The following is a 16,468-nucleotide window of genomic DNA, read 5'->3' on the forward strand; positions in this document are numbered from 1 at the left end:
GATCGGAGTTTTTGATGCTCAGCGCCAAAATCATTCGTTTCATATCGCGAGTCCTGCTCAGTACAATCGGCCTGGCTTCGCGCGGATCCCGCCGCTGTCGACGCCCCCGCCGAACCCTACGCTTCTCTCTCGATTCCATCACACCATGACCGAATTCGTGATTCCACCCTGTCCGCAGGCCAGCGTCGCCGTCGCCGGCAGCGACGCCCGCTTCCCGATCCGCCGCGTGTTCTGCGTGGGACGCAACTACGCCGCCCATGCGCGCGAGATGGGCAAGGACCCCGACCGCGAGCCGCCGTTCTTCTTCAGCAAGCCGGCCGATGCGGTGGTGCCGGCGCAAGGCACCGTGCCCTATCCCCCGCTGACGGACAACCTGCACCACGAGATCGAAATGGTGGTCGCGATCGGCAAGGGCGGCACCGACGTCGCCGTCGAGCGCGCGCTGGACCATGTGTGGGGCTATGGCGTCGGCGTGGACCTGACGCGCCGCGATCTGCAGGATGTCGCCAAGTCGATGAGCCGGCCGTGGGACTGGGCGAAGGCCTTCGACGCGTCGGGCCCGTGCGGGCCGCTGCAGCCGGCCAGTGCGGTCGGCCATCCGGCCCAGGGCCGCATCTGGCTCGAGGTCAATGGCGAGGTGCGCCAGCAGGGCGACCTCAACGAGATGATCTGGCCGGTGGCCGACGTGATCGCCTATATCTCGCAGAGCGTCGCACTCGCTGCGGGCGACCTGATCTTCACCGGCACGCCGGCCGGCGTCGGCAAGCTGCAGCCGGGCGACGCGGTGCGCGGCGGTGTGGCGGGACTGAGCGAGTTCGCCTTTACGGTCGGTCAACGCCGCGGCTAGCGCGTACGCGAATTGCGCTGTCATTGCCGCGCAGGCGGACATCCAGCGTCGTCTGCAAGCCGCCGGGTCCCCGCCGTCGCGGGGACAACAGCGGCGCCAGCAAAAAAGGCCACGGCATGGGACCGTGGCCTTTTGCTTGCGTGGCGGCAAGCCACGCTCAATCGAAGCCCAGCTCCTGCAGCTTGCGCGTGATGGTGTTGCGGCCGATGCCGAGCCGGGTCGCGGCCTCGACGCGGCGGCCGCGCGTGACGCCCAGCGCGGCCTCCAGCACCGCTTTTTCGAAACGGCGCGTGAGCAGGTCCATCACCTCGGGCTGGCCCGCTTCCAGCATCGCGCGCGCCTCGCCCGCTAGCAGGCTTTCCCAGCCGGGCGCCGGCGCGGCGCCTGGCGCCGGTGCCGGCGCCGAAGGCAGCGTGCCCGCCGTGCCGAAGCCCGGCGCCAGGCGGCCGCCGTAAGCCGGCGCCTCCGCATCGGGCGCCAGCGTGGCCGCGCCGTCGGCGGCAAACCCGCCCGCCATCGCACCGGCCAACCCGCCCCCGAAGCCGCCGGACATGGCGGCGGCATCGACCGCCTCGACGCCGCCCTGCGCGTCGCGCTCGGCCGCGCGCGCGACGCCGTAGCCGGCCATGCCGGCCTGCCCGTCCGGTGCGCCGCCGCCGATCATCTCGCGCGGCAGGTCCTTGACTTCGATGGTCTGCGCCGGCGCCATCACGGTCAGCCAGTTGCACAGGTTCTCCAGCTGCCGCACGTTGCCGGGGAACGGCAGCGTGCTGACATAGGCCAGCGCCTCGTCCGACATCCGCTTCGGTTCGACACCCAGCTCCTTGGCGCTCTTCTGCAGGAAATGCCGCGCCAGCAGCGTGATGTCCTCCGGCCGTTCGCGCAGCGGCGGCAGCCGCAGCCGGATCACGTTCAGCCGGTGGAACAGATCCTCGCGGAACAGCCCTTCCTTGACGCGGGTCTCGAGGTTCTGGTGGGTGGCGGCGATCACGCGCACGTTGGCGCGCAGCGGATTGTGGCCGCCGACCCGATAGAAGTTGCCGTCCGACAGCACGCGCAGCAGCCGCGTCTGCAGGTCGAACGGCATGTCGCCGATTTCGTCGAGGAACAGCGTGCCGCCCTCGGCCTGCTCGAAGCGGCCGCGCCGCATCGTCTGCGCGCCGGTGAAGGCGCCGCGCTCGTGGCCGAACAGTTCCGACTCGAGCAGGTCCTTCGGAATCGCCGCGGTATTGAGCGCGATGAAGGGGCCGTTGGCGCGCGGACTGTGCTTGTGCAGCGCGCGCGCGACCAGCTCCTTGCCGGTGCCGGACTCGCCGGTGATCAGCACCGTCACGTTCGACTGCGACAGCCGGCCGATCGCGCGGAACACGTCCTGCATCGCCGGCGCCTGGCCAAGGATCTCGGGCGCGTCGAGCAGGCGGTCGTCCAACTCCTCCTCGCGCAGGCTTTCCTCCAGCGCGCGGCGGATCAGCTCGACGGCCTTGTCGACGTCGAAGGGCTTGGCCAGGTATTCGAAGGCGCCGCCCTGGAAGGCCGCCACCGCGCTGTCGAGATCCGAGTAGGCGGTCATCACGATCACCGGCAGGCCCGGATGGCGGGCCTTGATCGCCTGCAGCAGATCGAGCCCCGAACCGCCGGGCATGCGGATGTCCGAGATCAGGACCTGGGGCTCGTCTTCCTCGAGCGCCGACAGCACGTCGCGCACATTGGTAAAGCTGCGGGACAGCAGGCTCTCCCGGGCCAGGGCCTTTTCCAGGACCCAGCGAATAGATTGATCGTCGTCGACTATCCAGATCGGCTTCATGTGCGTCGCTTGTCTGCTCGGTGTTTCGGAGGTCCGCCTTCGCTGCGCCGTCCGCCCGCCGCCCGGCGTGGGAGGCATCGATCGTGAGCCGATCTCGGGCGATTCAGCGCAGCGGCAGCAGGATGCGGAAATCGGTACAGCCGGGCCGGCTCTCGCATTCGATCAATCCCTCGTGCTGCTGCACGAAGGTCTGCGCCAGTGTCAGACCGAGCCCACTGCCGCCATCCCTGCCCGACACCAGCGGGTAGAAGATGCGTTCGCGAATATCGTCGGGAATGCCCGGACCGTTGTCGATCACATGCAAGTCCAATGCCAGCTTGTACAGCCGCTTGGCGATCGTGACCTGGCGCGCGACCCGCGTGCGCAGCACGATCTGCGCATCGCCGCGCGCGATGCGCTCGGCCAGCGCCTGCGCCGCGTTATGGACGATGTTGAGCACGGCCTGGATCAGCTGCTCGATGTCGCCCGACAGCTCGGGCAGGCTGGCGTCGTAGTCGCGCACGATCTCGAGGCCGTTGGGGAATTCGGCCAGCACCACCGAGCGCACGCGTTCGAGCACCTCGTGGATATTGAGCTCGCGCACGATATGCGGATGCCGGTGCGGCTCGAGCAGCCGGTCGACCAGCGTCTGCAGGCGGTCCGACTCCTTGATGATGACCTGCGTGTATTCGCGCAGGCTGCGCTCGGGCAATTCGAATTCGAGCAGCTGGGCGGCGCCGCGGATGCCGCCCAGCGGGTTCTTGATCTCGTGGGCCAGATTGCGGATCAGCTCCTTGTTGGCCGAGGTCAGGTCGAGGATGCGTTCCTCTCTTTCGCTGCGGACCTTCTGCTCGTTGGGCAGCACCTCGACCAGCGCGGTGCCGGGGCTCGCGTCGATGCCGCCGATCACCACATGCGCGTGCATCGGCTCGCGCAGCGGCGGTTGCAGGACCACGTCCTGGCGCCGCGCATCGACCTGGCGCGCCAGCACCGAATCGATCATCGCGTCGAGCTCGTCGGCGCGCCCGAACAGCGCCGACAGCGACAGCTCGAGCATCGACTTGCGCGAGAGGCCGAAGCTCGCCTCGGCCGCCGGGTTCGCATAGACGATCCGCATGCCGGGCTGCGCGACCAGCAGCACGGGGTTGGGCATCATGTCGAGCCCGGCCGCAAGTCCGCTCAACGCGGCCAACGCGGGCGCCACCGGCGGCGCGGCCGTTGCCGGCGACACGGCGGCGTCGTCGGCCGGCGCGCGTTCGCCGCCGCCGACCTTGCGGGAAACGCTGCGAATCAGGCGGCGCATCGATCGATCCTCAGTCCTTCAGGTTGGCCAGCTCGCGCCGCAGCGCGGCCGCATTGGCCTCGCTGCGGGCGATGTCCTCGCGCAGCGCGGCGGTACGGTCCAGATAGCGCTGGTAGTTGCGCTCGTCGCCCTGCCGCTGCGGCTGGCCCTCGTTGAATTGCGCGCGCAGCGCGGCCAGCCTGGCCTGCTCGCTGCGCAGCTCCTCTTCCAGCACCGCACGTCGTTCGCCGTCGCGGCGGCGCTGCGTGGCGGCGTCGATGCGCGGAAAATTCGCCGCGGTCGCGCCTTCGAGCGGCGCCGCACCACCGCCACCACCGCCACCACCGCCACCACCGCCGCCGCCGCGCGACGGCTGCCGCGTCACCGGCACGGTCAGCACCTCGGGCAGGTCCAGCCTTCTGCAGCCCTTGCCGCCGTTGCCGTTGCGGTATTCGGGCACGCCCTTCGGGCCGCTGCAGACGTAGATCTCCGAACCGCTCGGCGCGGACTGCGCCGCTGCGGGCAACGCTCCGAGCGGACCGAGCGCCGCCACCACCCCCGCCGCGATGCCCAGCAACAGGGCGGCCGATGCACCGGTCCGGGGTAGTGGCGCCGGTTCGGCACCGGGGCGGTGCGGCAAGCGGAACGAAGACAGGGTCGCGGTCATGGACGGGCGTCGCATCGGCAGGCATCGAGATCGGAGGAAGCCCAATTCTAGCGAGCCAAACAAAAAGGGACAGCCGAGGCCGCCCCTTCCTGGTGCAACAAGCACGGTGTGCTTACAGCGCGTGCTGGCAGCGAGCGCTTACAGCGAGTAATACATCTCGAACTCGAGCGGATGGGTGGTCATGCGGAAGCGGGTCACTTCCTCCATCTTCAGTTCGATGTAGGCGTCGATCATCGTGTTGCTGAACACGCCGCCACGGGTCAGGAACTCGCGGTCCTTGTCGAGGTACTCGAGCGCCTGATCCAGGCTCGCGCACACGGTCGGGATCTTCGCATCCTCTTCCGGCGGCAGGTCGTACAGGTTCTTGTCCGCGGCCTCGCCCGGGTGGATCTTGTTCTGCACGCCGTCCAGGCCGGCCATCATCAGCGCGGAGAAGCCCAGGTACGGGTTCATCAGCGGATCCGGGAAGCGGGTCTCGATGCGGCGGCCCTTCGGGTTCGCCACGTACGGGATGCGGATCGAGGCCGAGCGGTTGCGGGCCGAGTAGGCCAGCTTGACCGGCGCTTCGAAGCCCGGCACCAGACGCTTGTACGAGTTGGTACCCGGGTTGGTGATCGCGTTCAGCGCACGGGCGTGCTTGATGATGCCGCCGATGTAGTACAGCGCGAACTCCGACAGGCCGGCGTAGCCGTTGCCCGCGAACAGGTTCTGGCCGTCCTTCCAGATCGACTGGTGCACGTGCATGCCCGAGCCGTTGTCGCCGACCACCGGCTTCGGCATGAAGGTCGCGGTCTTGCCGTAGGTGTGGGCGACGTTCTGGATCACGTACTTCTGCAGTTGCGTCCAGTCAGCGCGCTGCACCAGCGTGCTGAACTTGGTGCCGATCTCGTTCTGGCCCTGGCCGGCCACTTCGTGGTGGTGGACTTCGACGGGGATGCCCAGCGACTCCAGGATCAGACACATTTCCGAACGCATGTCCTGGAAGGTGTCGATCGGGGCGACCGGGAAGTAGCCGCCCTTCTTGCCCGGACGGTGGCCGCTGTTGCCGTGTTCGAACTCGCGGCCCGACGACCACGGCGCTTCTTCCGAGTGGATCTTGACGAAGCAGCCCTGCATGTCGACGTTCCAGGTCACGCCGTCGAAGATGAAGAACTCGGGCTCCGGACCGAAGTAGGCGGTGTCGCCCAGGCCGGTGCTCTTCAGATAGGCTTCGGCGCGCTTGGCGATCGAACGCGGGTCGCGGTCGTAGCCCTTGCCGTCCGACGGCTCGACCACGTCGCAGGTCAGCACCAGCGTCGGCTCTTCGTAGAACGGGTCGATATGGGCGGTGTTCGGATCCGGCATCAGCAGCATGTCGGAGGCCTCGATACCCTTCCAGCCAGCGATGGACGAGCCGTCGAAAGCATGGCCGCTCTCGAACTTGTCGTCACCGAAGTGCGAGGTCGGCACGGACACGTGCTGCTCCTTGCCCTTGGTGTCGGTGAAACGGAAGTCGACGAACTTGACGTCGTTTTCCTTCACCAGCTTCATCACATCTGCAACGCTCTGCGCCATGCCTATCTCCTGGTAATTCGGCTGAGTTCAGTTGGAGCCATTCACGTGCCGGCCGCCGGGGGCGCATCGCTGCCGCCTGCCGGCGGCGACCGGCCATCAAAAGGACGAAGCATGTTAGCAGAAAGCATGCCAACGTCCGCACGGATTTGGCGCGGGGGTGGCGTTGCCGCCATGCCGTCCCCGCGCCGTTCCCGAAAGCTGTGCATCGGCGCGGGATGGCGCCATCGCACCGCGCTGGCGCAAGGACCGGGACGGATGCCGGACACGCCGCAACAGCGCTCCGCCGGCTCGGCCGCTGCGCCGTCCGACGGGCCGCGCACCCCAAACCGGTGCATCCTCGCCGCCGAATGCACCGCTATGGTGCCATCGGCACCATGCTGGCGCCAGCGCCCGATGTCGAGTCTGCCGCTGGCCTCGCACTGCGGCCGCGCCGCGCCGGCGGAGTAGAATAACGGTCTTTGCAGCAGGTGTGGCCGCGATCGGCGTCACGCCCCTTATCGATCCAAACCGTCCCTTGCAATGACCAACCGAGACGCGCTTCTGCAGGCCGCCAACGCGCGGCAACAACAGGACCAACTGCCCTACTACGGCGCCCTGACGCCGCAGCAGGCCTACGATCTGCTGATGGCCGATCCCGCCGCGGTGCTGGTCGACGTACGCACCCAGGCCGAGCTGGACTGGGTCGGCGGCCCGGATGTGCCGGAGCACCAGTCGCTGCACGTGGAATGGTCCGGCTATCCGGGCGGCGCGCAGAATCCGCGCTTCGTCGAGGAATTGAAGGCCAAGGTGCCGCAGGACGCGCCGGTGCTGTTCCTGTGCCGCAGCGCGGCGCGCTCCAAGCACGCCGCCCGGGTGGCCACCGAAGCCGGTTACCGCTATGCGATCGACGTGCTGGAAGGCTTCGAAGGCGCGCGCGACGAGCACCATCACCGCAAGACCGTCGAGGGCTGGTGCGTGCGCGGATTGCCTTGGCACGGGGCTTGAGGACCGGACAATTTCGTCCATCCGCTCGTTTTCTCCCCTCTCCCGCTCTGCGGGTGAGGGGTCGGGGAGAGGGGTCGGGGGAGAGAGAAAGGCGCTCGCCATGGCGACACCCTGACGCATGACGGACCGCCCTATCCCTCTCTCGAGCCCGCGGGAGACGGGAGCAAACCCGCCCCTTTTGCGGCGCGATCGCGCAATGCCACCTCACCCCGCGCTGACGCCCGCTCCCGCGTTCTCCACCACCTCGAATCCCATCGCGCGCACGCCGTCGCGCAGCATCGCGTAGGCCGGCTCCACCAGCGCGGGCGCGCCCTTGACGCCCAGGTCGATATGCCGGCGCGCATAGAGCTCGCCGCGCTGCGCGTCGCCGACCGACGGCAGGCTGAACACGCGCACGCCCGCAAACGCCATCTCGACCTGCTCCATCAGCGGCGTCAGCGTCGATTCCGGCGCCTCGAACACCAGGAAGGCCCGCTCGACGTGCTGGACCTGATGGAACAGGTGCGAATACTCGTTGTCCAGCACCCACTCCATCATCGGCCACGCCATCACCGGGAAGCCGGGCATGAAATGGTGGTGGCCGATCGAGAAGCCCGGAATCCGGTTGTAGCTGTTCGGGATGATGCGGGCGCCGCGCGGGAACTCGCCCATCTTGAAGCGGTGCTGGTTCTCGGGCAGCGACAGGTCGCCCTTGACCGGATCGCCGCCCGCCGTTTCCGCAATGCGCTGCGCGATCAGCTCCCGCGCCTCCGGATGCAGCTCGAGCGGCACGCCCAGCGCCGCCGCCGCGCACTGGCGCGTGTGGTCGTCCGGCGTGGCACCGATGCCGCCGGTGCAGAACACCACGTCGGGTCCCGCCAGCGTGCGGCGCAGCGTCGCGGTGATCCGCTCGCGTTCGTCGCCGACATATTCGGCCCATTGCAGCGCCAGGCCGCGCTCGGCCAGCAGCGCGATCGCGCGCCGCATGTGCTTGTCCTCGCGTCGTCCCGACAGAATCTCGTCGCCGATCACGATCAGGCCGAAACCCATGATGCCCCTCTTTTTACGATGATTCGATGCGGCGCACGTCCGACGGCGCCAGTTCAATGACATCCGGCCCGGCCGGAGGCGGCGCCACCGATTGCCGCTCGGCGCGCAGCTGGCCGAGCGCATGCAGGCAGTAGTGGCCGAACCACAGTGCCGAGAAGATGAAGATCAGCGCGTAGAGCCACAGCGCGCCGGCCAGCACGAACGGAAACAGGAAGATGATCGCCGCCGAGGAGACCCACAGCAGCGTCGGCGCCGAGCCCAGCAGGCCGACCACCACGCCGATGATCAGCAGCGGCATCCGGTGGCGCCGCATGATGGCCTTGCGCTCATCGGCGCTGGCATGGTCGGCCAGCGCGTCGTAGGTCATCACGCGATAGGTCAGCCAGCCCCACAGCAGCGGCGGCACCAGCGCGAAGAACGGCGGCACCAGCCACAGCGGCAGCGAGATCAGCACCAGCAGCAGGAACACGCCGGTGCTCGACAGCGAATGCCAGACGCTGCCCAGCACGCTGCCGCCCTTGCTCTTGGCCAGCTCCGGATAGCTGCGCTCGAGAAAGCGCACCGCCGCCGGCACCGACCACAGGCCGATGAACAGCAGCAGCGAGGCGACCGCCAGCGGAATCGTCAGCGCGACCACGAACAGCGGCGCCACCACCGCGCGCAGCGACGACAGGCCGAACCAGTCGAGCGCGCCGTAGATCCAGCTGGTGAAGATCGAGCTTTCGAGGAAGCCGCGCGCGGCGGTCATCACCGGATCCCAGGTGAAATACAGCAGGCCGCCCCAGAACACGGTGGCCAGCACGAAGGGAATCACGGTCAGCGCCAGCATGCGCGGATGCAGCTGGCTGATCAGCGCGCGGACGAAGGAGCGGACGAGGTCGTTCATGCAATGCGAAGGTCGAAACGGATCGGCGCGGGCGCGGACGGCGCGGACGGCGTGGGCAGCGCGGCGGCGCGGGGCCGGCCATCGGGGCCGATTCAGGTGGGACAGACTAGCACACGTGCCGGCAACGCATCGTGTCGGCACGGCAGGATCGCCGTGCGCGACGGCCTCAGGCGCGCCGGAACCAGCGCTTGATGCCGTACCACTGCTGCTGCAGCAGGCCGGCACCGTAGTCGCGGCCGCGCCCCGCCGGCGGCGGCAGCTGGTCGCGGATGCCGGTGGCGGGGTAGTCGTCGGCGAAGCGGGCGGTGCCGAACAGCATGTCCCACCAGGGGAACAGCACGCCGTAGTTGCAGCCGCCGAGCCGCGCCGGCTGCCCGTGCGCCTCGTGCCCGATGCCGATCGCATGATGGGTGCGGTGAAAGCGCGGCGATACCAGCAGGCGTTCGCCGACGCGGCCGAAATGCAGCCGCACGTTGGCGTGCTGCAGGCTCTGCATCAGCTGCGACAGCGCGACCAGCAGCAGGAACTGCGACGGTTCGACGCCGATAACCAGCGCGGTCAGTGCGAACACCAGGCTGCGCAGCAGATCGTCGAGCAGATGGTTGCGGTTGTCGCTCCACAGCGTCATCTGCCGCTGGCTGTGATGGACCGCATGCAGGCACCACCACCAGCGCACCGTGTGGGACAGCCGGTGATACCAGTAGCCGAGCAGGTCGAACAGCAGCAGGTAGACGAGGAAGCTGACCAGCGGCTCGCTGGTGACGCCGGGCCACCAGTCCTCGACATTGATGCGCTGCCAGCCGGCCAGGTGCAGCCGCCCTTCGATCGCGTCGACCGCCGGATCGAGCGTGAAGAACAGCACCAGCCGGAACAGGCCGAGCCGGTGGATCATCGTGTAGATCATGTCGGTGCGGATCGCGGCGCGATCGGTGACCGGCTCGACCGGACGCAGCCGCTCCAGCGGCCACAGCAGCGCGGCCATCACGGTCAGCTGCAGCAGCCCGACCACCAGCCATTCGGTGCCGGCGAAGGCGTCCTCGGCATAGCCGCCCAGGCCCAGCGCATAGACCACGGGCAGCACCACGTGCTGGAACAGCGCGCCTTCGAGATCGCCGAGCCAGGCGTCCAAGGTCTGCAGCATCAGTTGGCCCCTCCCGTATGGCGTGCCGCGGCGCCGGCCGGTTTGGCCTGGCGGTAGTCCGGATGCTCGCGCAGCGTGGCGAAGCAGAAGCCCTTGCGGCGCAGGCCCTCGATCAGCGGCTCGAGCACGGCCGGCGCCCACGGATCGCGCCGCGACCAGATGCCCAGATGCGCCATCGCGATGTCGCCGTCGCGCAGGTCGCGCAGCGCTCGCGTCAGCAGCGCGGTGTTCGGATAGCGGTCCGAATCGAGTTCGTCGCCAAGGAAGCCCGCCTGCGCCCAGCCGACATGGCGATAGCCGCATTGGCGCGCCCAGGCCAGCGTCTGCGGCGCGGTGCGGCCGCCCGGCGCGCGCCACAGCGGCTCCATGCCGACCCCGGCGAGCCGCTGCAGCGCCGCGGCGCTGCGATCCAGTTCGGCGCAGAAGGCAGCCTGGTCCATCGCGATGTCCTGGCCGGCCTTCGGGCCGAACTGCGGCCGCATCACGACCTTGCCGCCGCGCGTGCTGCGCAGGTACACGTGGTCGAAGGTATGCGAGCCGAATACGTGGCCGTCGGCCGCCAGCGACTTCCAGTACGGCGCCCAGCCGGGATCGAGCGAGTGGTCGCCGCGCACGGTCGGCTCGTTGGCCAGGAAGAAGGTCGCGCGCACGCGCTGGCGGCGCAGCACGTCGGCGATCAGCTGCGCCTGGCTCATGCTGCCGGTATCGAAGGTCAGGTACAGCGTGCCGGCGCGGCAGTCGTCGGGGGCGGCATCGGCGGCGGGCGACATGACGGGCGCCAGACCGAACAGCGCGGCCGCCCAGGCCCGCGCCAGCCGCCCACGCCCGCGCGACCGCTTCCCCGCTCCCACCCCGCTCCCGCCGGGCCGGAGCGGGGAGAGAAACGCGAGCATCGATGCCGGCAGCAGGTTGCCAAGGCTCATACCACCCCCGTCAATACAGCGGCGCCCGCGTGCGGAAATAGATGCCGTGCGGCGAGCGTCCGACGCGGATCGTCTTGATCAGCTTGCGGCTCGGCACGTCGATCACGCCCACCGAGCGGGCCCAGCGGAAGGTCACCCACAGCGTCTTGCCGTCGGCGGCCAGTTCCATGTCGTCCGGGCCCGGCGGCAGGCCGGTGATGTCGCCGACCTTGGTCAGCGTCTGCTGGTCCAGGATGCTGATGGTGCCGGAAACGCGGTTGGTCAGCAGCAGATGCCGCTTGTCGCCGAGCGCGCGGAAGTTGTGCGCGCCCTTGCCGGTCTGGATCTGCTTGACCACCGCACGCGTGCGCCAGTCGATCACGGCGACATAATCGGCGCCGGTCATGCCGACCAGCAGGTAGCGCTGGTCCGGCGTCACCCAGATGCCGGCCGGCGCCGAGCCGGCCTCCATGCGCCACAGCAGCGTCTGCGTCGGCAAATCGATCGCGGCCACCTCGTTCGAGTCCTGCAGCGTCACGAAGGCGATGCGGCTGTCGGCGGTGAAGGCGATATGGCTGGGGGTGCGGCCCAGCGGCAACTGCCTGGCCGCCTTCAGCGCGCGGCCGTCCCAGCGGTACAGGTCGACGCGGTCGAGCCGGTTGCCGGTCACGACAAACCATTTCTGGTCCGGCGAAAAGCCGATGTGATACGGGTCGTCGATGTCCGGCACGCGCTGCTGGACCCGCCCGCTGACCGGGTCTAGAAAGACCAGGTCGTTGCCGACCGCGTTGGCGACGATCAGCGAGCGGTCGTCGGGCGTCGCGATCAGGTGGTGGGGCTCCTTGCCGACCGGGAAGGTCTCCAGCACCTTGTGGCTGTCGCGGTCGATCAGAGTAACGCTTGCGTCACCCGCATTGAGCACCACGACCACTTCGGCATGGGCCGACCGGGCTGGCAGGGCCGCCGCGCCAAGACAGGCCCAGGATAAACAGGCAGCAACGACACGGCGAAAGGCGGGCATAGACACGGCGAACGGAACGGTTGGCGGACCGTTCGGGACGGTCGGCGGCAGGGATCGAACAAGGAAACGGAACGGACGGAACGTGGAACCGGCGGCGGAACACGCAAGCGCCGGACCGTCCGTCCAGGCGGTCCAGACGGCCGCAAACATGCGACCGCCAAGGCCCACGCATTCTAACGTCGAGCCCCCTCGTTTCGATGACCGGATGCGCCAAAATCGTGCGCCGGCCGCCCTACCGTTGCATCGACTCCCACACCTTCTGCAGGCGCTTGACAGACATCGGCACCGGGGTTCGCAATTCCTGCGCGAACAGCGCGATGCGCAGCTCCTCCAGCATCCAGCGGAATTCCTCCATCCGCGCGTCCTCGCCGCCCCTGGCCTGCCGCCGCTGCTTGTCGGCGCGCTGCCACTGCTGCAGCAGCGGCGCCATTTCCTGCTGCCGCTGCGCATCCCGGGCCGGATCGCCCTTGAGCTTGTCGATCCGCATCGCGATGCCTTTCAGATAGCGCGGGAAATGCACCAGCCAGTCGTACGGGGTCTCGGCCAGGAAATGCTTGCCCATCAACTGCGACAGCTGCGCCTGCATGTCGGCATGGGCGGCGGCGAAGGGCTTGGCCTGCAGCAGCTTGCGCGGCAGCGCCGCGTACTCGGCCAGGATGGTGCCGGCCAGCCGGGCGATCTCCTGCGCCAGCAGGCCGAGCCGCCCGCGGCCCTCCTCCTTGCGCGCGGCGAACTCGGCCTCGTTGCGCGGCAGCGGCGCCTGCATGCAGGCACGCTCCAGCGCCAGCGTCACGATCTGGTCGCGCAGCATGTCCTGCGTGCCCAGCGTCATGTACTGCATCGCCATCTGCGACAGCCCGGGGATGTTCTTCTGCACGAACTTGACCTGCTCGCGCAGCTGCAGCGCGAACAGCCGCCGCAGCCCGGCGTGGTGCAGGCGCTCGGCCTCCTGCGGGTCGTCGAACACCTCGACGTCGCAGTGGGTGTCGCGGTCGACCAGCGCCGGATAGCCGAACAGCGTGCGGTTCCCCTTGCGGATCTCCAGCAGCTCGGGCAGCTCGCCGAAGGTCCAGCCGGTCAGCCCCTCGTATTGCGCCGCCTCGGCCACCGGCGCCTCGCGCGCGACCAGGCTCTGGAACGACTGCTGCGCCTGTCCGCCCAGTTCCGCGCGCAGCTGCGCCAGGTTGCGGCCCATGTCGAGCTGGCGGCCGTGCTCGTCGACCACCTTGAAGTTCATGAAGTGGTGGGCCGGCAGCGTCTCGAGCTTGAAGTCCGCGCGCCGGATCATCGTGCCGGTCTGCTCGCGGATATCGGCGATCAGCACGTCGATCAGCTCGCCCTCGCCGAACGGCCGGCGCTCGACGAAGCCCGCCGCATAGTCGGGCAGCGGCACGCAATGTCGGCGCAGCTTCTGCGGCAGCGACTTGAGCAGCAGGTGCACCTTCTCCTTGATCATGCCGGGCACCAGCCAGTCGGCGCGCTCGGGCCTGACCTGGTTCAGCGCGTACAGCGGCACCGTCAGCGTGACGCCGTCGCGATGGCTGCCGGGCTCGAAGTGGTAGCTCAAACCCATGTCGACGCCGGCGACGTTCAGCGTCTTCGGGAACAGGTCGGTGGTGATGCCGGCCGCCTCGTGCCGCATCAGCTCTTCGCGGTTCAGGTACAGCAGCTTGCGGTCGCGCGCGCTCTCCTTCTGGTACCACTGCTCGAACTGGGTCTGCTGATGGATGTCGGCCGGGATATGGCGGTCGTAGAACGCGTAGATCAGCTCGTCGTCGACCAGCACGTCCTGCCGGCGCGCCTTGTGCTCGAGGTTCTCGATCTCGCGCACCAGCCGCTGGTTGTGCGCGTAGAACGGCAGCCGCGTATCGAATTCGCCTTCGACCAGCGCGCGGCGGATGAACAGCTCGCGCGCTTCCCGGGGGTTCATCGGGCCGTAGTGCACGCGCCGGTGCTGGTAGACCGTCAGGCCATACAGCGTGGCGCGCTCCATCGCCAGCACCTGGCCGGCCTTCTTCTCCCAGTGCGGATCGCTCCAGCTGACCTTCAGCAGATGGCGGCCGACCTGCTCGAGCCAGTCAGGCTCGATGCGCGCCAGCGTGCGGGCAAACAGCCGGCTGGTCTCGACCAGCTCGGCGGCCATCAGCCAGCGGCCCATCTTGCGCGCCACCAGCGAGCCGGGCCACAGATGGAACTTGATGCCGCGCGCGCCCAGGTACTCGCGGCCGCGGCCGTCGGCCTCGTCCAGCTTCTGGCCGATATTGCCGAGCAGACCGGTCAGCAGCGCCTTGTGGACCTGCTCGTAGGTCGGCTCGCTGTCGTTGAGCTTCCAGCCCTGCTCGGCGACCGTGGTCAGCAGCTGCGAATGGACGTCGCGCCATTCGCGCAGCCGCAGATGCGACAGGAAGTTTGCGCGGCACTGGTCCTGCAACTGGCGATTGCTCTTCTTGTGCGCGACCGCGTCCTCGAACCACTTCCACAGCTTGACCCAGCCGAGGAATTCCGAGCGTTCGTCCATGAACTTGCGGTGCGCCTGGTCGGCGGCCTCCTGCGCCTCCTGCGGACGGTCGCGCGGATCCTGCACCGACAGCGCGCTGGCGATGATCAGCACCTCGCGCAGGCAATGCTGGTCGCGCGCGGCCAGGATCATCCGGGCCACACGCGGGTCCAGCGGCAGACGCGCCAGCTGCTTGCCCAGCGGCGTCAGCGCATTGGCCTCGTCGACGGCGCCGAGCTCTTGCAGCAGCTGGTAGCCATCGGCGATCGCGCGCCCGAGCGGCGGCTCGATGAAGGGAAACGACTCGATTGCACCGAGGCGCAGCGCCTTCATCCGCAGGATCACCGCGGCCAGCGACGAGCGCAGGATCTCGGGATCGGTAAAGCGCGGGCGCGCGGCGAAATCGGCCTCGTCGTAGAGGCGGATGCAGACGCCGTCGGCGACGCGGCCGCAGCGGCCGGCGCGCTGGTTGGCAGCCGCCTGCGAGATCGGCTCGATCTGCAGCTGCTCGACCTTGTTGCGATACGAATAGCGCTTGACGCGCGCCAGGCCCGTGTCGACCACATAGCGGATGCCGGGCACCGTCAGCGAGGTCTCGGCGACGTTGGTGGCCAGCACGATGCGGCGCGCGTTCGACGGCTTGAACACGCGCTCCTGCTCCTGCACCGACAGCCGCGCGAACAGCGGCAGGATCTCGGTGTGCGGCGGATGGTGCTTGCGCAGCGCCTCGGCGGCCTCGCGAATCTCGCGCTCGCCGGGCAGGAACACCAGCACGTCGCCGGGGCCGAGCCGGCTCAGCTCGTCGACCGCGTCGACGATGCCGTCGTACAGGTCGCGCTCGCGCGCCTGCGCCGACTTCGCCGGGCTATCGCCGGCCCTGGCGCCCTTGTCGCTCTTGTCGGCCTTGTCGCCCCGCTGGTTCGCGCTGCCTTCGTCGGCGATCGGGCGATAGCGGATCTCGACCGGATACAGCCGCCCGCTGACCTCGATCACCGGCGCCGGCTTGCCGCCGCTGCCGAAATGTTCGGCGAAGCGCTGCGCGTCGATCGTCGCCGACGTGATGATCACCTTCAGGTCCGGGCGGCGCGGCAGGATCTCCTTCAGATAGCCCAGCAGGAAATCGATGTTCAGGCTGCGCTCGTGGGCCTCGTCGATGATGATCGTGTCGTAGGCGCGCAGCAGCGGATCGGTCTGCGTCTCGGCCAGCAGGATGCCGTCGGTCATCAGCTTGATCGACGCGCCGGGCGACATCGTGTCGTTGAAGCGCACCTGGTAGCCGACGTGCTCGCCCACCGGCGAGCCGAGCTCCTGCGCGATGCGCTTGGCGGTCGAGGTCGCGGCGATGCGGCGCGGCTGGGTATGGCCGATCAGGCCGCCGCGGCGCCGGGGCTGGCCGTCCTTGCCCTTGCCCTGGTCTTCGCCCTTCCCTTCGCCGTTCCCTTCGCCGTTCCCTTCGGCGCCGGCGGCATCGGCACGCGCCGGGCCGCGGCCGATCGACAGGCATATCTTGGGCAGCTGCGTGGTCTTGCCCGAGCCGGTCTCGCCCGAGACGATGACCACCTGGTGCTGCGCGATCGCGCGCGCGATCTCGTCGCGCCGTGCCGAGACGGGCAGCGCTTCGGGGAATGTAATCGGCGGCAGCGGATTGGCGAACACCGCGCGGCGCCCGGGCCGGCCTTCGGGCTGGCCTTCGGGGCGGCGTTCGGGCTTGCGTTCGGACTGGTCTTCGGTCGGGCCCTGGGGCGAACCTTCGGACTGGCTCTTCGATGGACCCTGGGACTGGCGTGCGGACTGCGGTCGGGGCGGCCTGCGGCGCAGGGCTGCGGGTGGGACGGGGCGTTGTTCGGACATTGGCGGGGATTATAATCCGCGCCA

12 protein-coding genes are annotated in these 16,468 nt (G+C 69.0%); 2 read left to right on the forward strand and 10 right to left on the reverse strand.

Annotated elements, in window-relative coordinates; translation table 11 throughout:
* Positions 1-145: 145 nt before the first annotated feature.
* Positions 146-847, forward strand: coding sequence for a fumarylacetoacetate hydrolase family protein (locus FOB47_RS18810; protein WP_174781812.1), 702 nt, complete (start codon positions 146-148; stop codon positions 845-847).
* Between the two features lie 157 nt (positions 848-1,004).
* On the opposite strand, the gene ntrC is transcribed toward FOB47_RS18810, so the two are convergent.
* From ntrC to FOB47_RS18830, 4 genes are all read right to left on the reverse strand, one after another.
* Entirely contained in the window at positions 1,005-2,651 is a 1,647-nt protein-coding gene (gene ntrC / locus FOB47_RS18815) for a nitrogen regulation protein NR(I) (RefSeq protein WP_174781813.1), read from the reverse strand.
* A 103-nt stretch (positions 2,652-2,754) separates the two neighbouring features.
* On the reverse strand, positions 2,755-3,933 hold the full coding sequence (gene glnL / locus FOB47_RS18820) for a nitrogen regulation protein NR(II) (protein WP_174781814.1): 1,179 nt from the start codon (positions 3,931-3,933) through the stop codon (positions 2,755-2,757).
* A 10-nt stretch (positions 3,934-3,943) separates the two neighbouring features.
* Positions 3,944-4,579 (reverse strand): DUF4124 domain-containing protein, encoded by a 636-nt coding sequence (locus tag FOB47_RS18825; protein WP_244959334.1) that lies wholly within the window; start codon positions 4,577-4,579, stop codon positions 3,944-3,946.
* A 138-nt stretch (positions 4,580-4,717) separates the two neighbouring features.
* Entirely contained in the window at positions 4,718-6,133 is a 1,416-nt protein-coding gene (locus FOB47_RS18830; protein WP_053822041.1) for a 3-hydroxylaminophenol mutase, read from the reverse strand.
* A gap of 519 nt (positions 6,134-6,652) precedes the next feature.
* On the opposite strand from FOB47_RS18830, the gene FOB47_RS18835 reads away from it, so the two are divergent.
* Entirely contained in the window at positions 6,653-7,117 is a 465-nt protein-coding gene (locus FOB47_RS18835; RefSeq protein ID WP_174781815.1) for a rhodanese-like domain-containing protein, read from the forward strand.
* Between the two features lie 204 nt (positions 7,118-7,321).
* On the opposite strand, the gene FOB47_RS18840 is transcribed toward FOB47_RS18835, so the two are convergent.
* The 6 genes from FOB47_RS18840 to hrpA form a co-directional block, all read right to left on the reverse strand.
* Positions 7,322-8,146 (reverse strand): competence/damage-inducible protein A, encoded by an 825-nt coding sequence (locus tag FOB47_RS18840; protein ID WP_053822044.1) that lies wholly within the window; start codon positions 8,144-8,146, stop codon positions 7,322-7,324.
* A gap of 13 nt (positions 8,147-8,159) precedes the next feature.
* Positions 8,160-9,032 (reverse strand): EI24 domain-containing protein, encoded by an 873-nt coding sequence (locus tag FOB47_RS18845; protein ID WP_151023348.1) that lies wholly within the window; start codon positions 9,030-9,032, stop codon positions 8,160-8,162.
* A gap of 166 nt (positions 9,033-9,198) precedes the next feature.
* The gene (locus tag FOB47_RS18850; protein ID WP_174781816.1) at positions 9,199-10,173 is read right to left on the reverse strand and encodes a sterol desaturase family protein; all 975 of its coding nucleotides are present in this window, start codon (positions 10,171-10,173) and stop codon (positions 9,199-9,201) included.
* Positions 10,173-10,943 (reverse strand): polysaccharide deacetylase family protein, encoded by a 771-nt coding sequence (locus FOB47_RS18855; RefSeq protein WP_174781817.1) that lies wholly within the window; start codon positions 10,941-10,943, stop codon positions 10,173-10,175. The genes FOB47_RS18850 and FOB47_RS18855 overlap by 1 nt, the downstream gene beginning before the upstream one ends.
* A 163-nt stretch (positions 10,944-11,106) precedes the next feature.
* Positions 11,107-12,096, reverse strand: coding sequence for a YVTN family beta-propeller repeat protein (locus tag FOB47_RS18860; RefSeq protein WP_174781818.1), 990 nt, complete (start codon positions 12,094-12,096; stop codon positions 11,107-11,109).
* Positions 12,097-12,328: 232 nt separating this feature from the next.
* Positions 12,329-16,444, reverse strand: coding sequence for an ATP-dependent RNA helicase HrpA (gene hrpA / locus FOB47_RS18865; protein ID WP_174781819.1), 4,116 nt, complete (start codon positions 16,442-16,444; stop codon positions 12,329-12,331).
* Positions 16,445-16,468: the final 24 nt, after the last annotated feature.

Origin of the sequence: Cupriavidus gilardii (assembly GCF_013347325.1) — a bacterium.
In the GTDB taxonomy this organism is placed as follows: Bacteria; Pseudomonadota; Gammaproteobacteria; order Burkholderiales; family Burkholderiaceae; genus Cupriavidus; species Cupriavidus gilardii.

What these genes read in the sequence shown, in the direction of transcription:
- FOB47_RS18845 (WP_151023348.1), bottom strand. Translation starts at nt 9,032, where the DNA reads ATGAACGACCTCGTCCGCTCCTTCGTCCGCGCGCTGATCAGCCAGCTG.
- ntrC (WP_174781813.1), bottom strand. Translation starts at nt 2,651, where the DNA reads ATGAAGCCGATCTGGATAGTCGACGACGATCAATCTATTCGCTGGGTC.
- hrpA (WP_174781819.1), bottom strand. Translation starts at nt 16,444, where the DNA reads ATGTCCGAACAACGCCCCGTCCCACCCGCAGCCCTGCGCCGCAGGCCG.
- FOB47_RS18835 (WP_174781815.1), top strand. Translation starts at nt 6,653, where the DNA reads ATGACCAACCGAGACGCGCTTCTGCAGGCCGCCAACGCGCGGCAACAA.
- FOB47_RS18850 (WP_174781816.1), bottom strand. Translation starts at nt 10,173, where the DNA reads ATGCTGCAGACCTTGGACGCCTGGCTCGGCGATCTCGAAGGCGCGCTG.
- FOB47_RS18840 (WP_053822044.1), bottom strand. Translation starts at nt 8,146, where the DNA reads ATGGGTTTCGGCCTGATCGTGATCGGCGACGAGATTCTGTCGGGACGA.
- FOB47_RS18830 (WP_053822041.1), bottom strand. Translation starts at nt 6,133, where the DNA reads ATGGCGCAGAGCGTTGCAGATGTGATGAAGCTGGTGAAGGAAAACGAC.
- FOB47_RS18810 (WP_174781812.1), top strand. Translation starts at nt 146, where the DNA reads ATGACCGAATTCGTGATTCCACCCTGTCCGCAGGCCAGCGTCGCCGTC.
- FOB47_RS18860 (WP_174781818.1), bottom strand. Translation starts at nt 12,096, where the DNA reads ATGCCCGCCTTTCGCCGTGTCGTTGCTGCCTGTTTATCCTGGGCCTGT.
- FOB47_RS18825 (WP_244959334.1), bottom strand. Translation starts at nt 4,579, where the DNA reads ATGACCGCGACCCTGTCTTCGTTCCGCTTGCCGCACCGCCCCGGTGCC.
- FOB47_RS18855 (WP_174781817.1), bottom strand. Translation starts at nt 10,943, where the DNA reads ATGTCGCCCGCCGCCGATGCCGCCCCCGACGACTGCCGCGCCGGCACG.
- glnL (WP_174781814.1), bottom strand. Translation starts at nt 3,933, where the DNA reads ATGCGCCGCCTGATTCGCAGCGTTTCCCGCAAGGTCGGCGGCGGCGAA.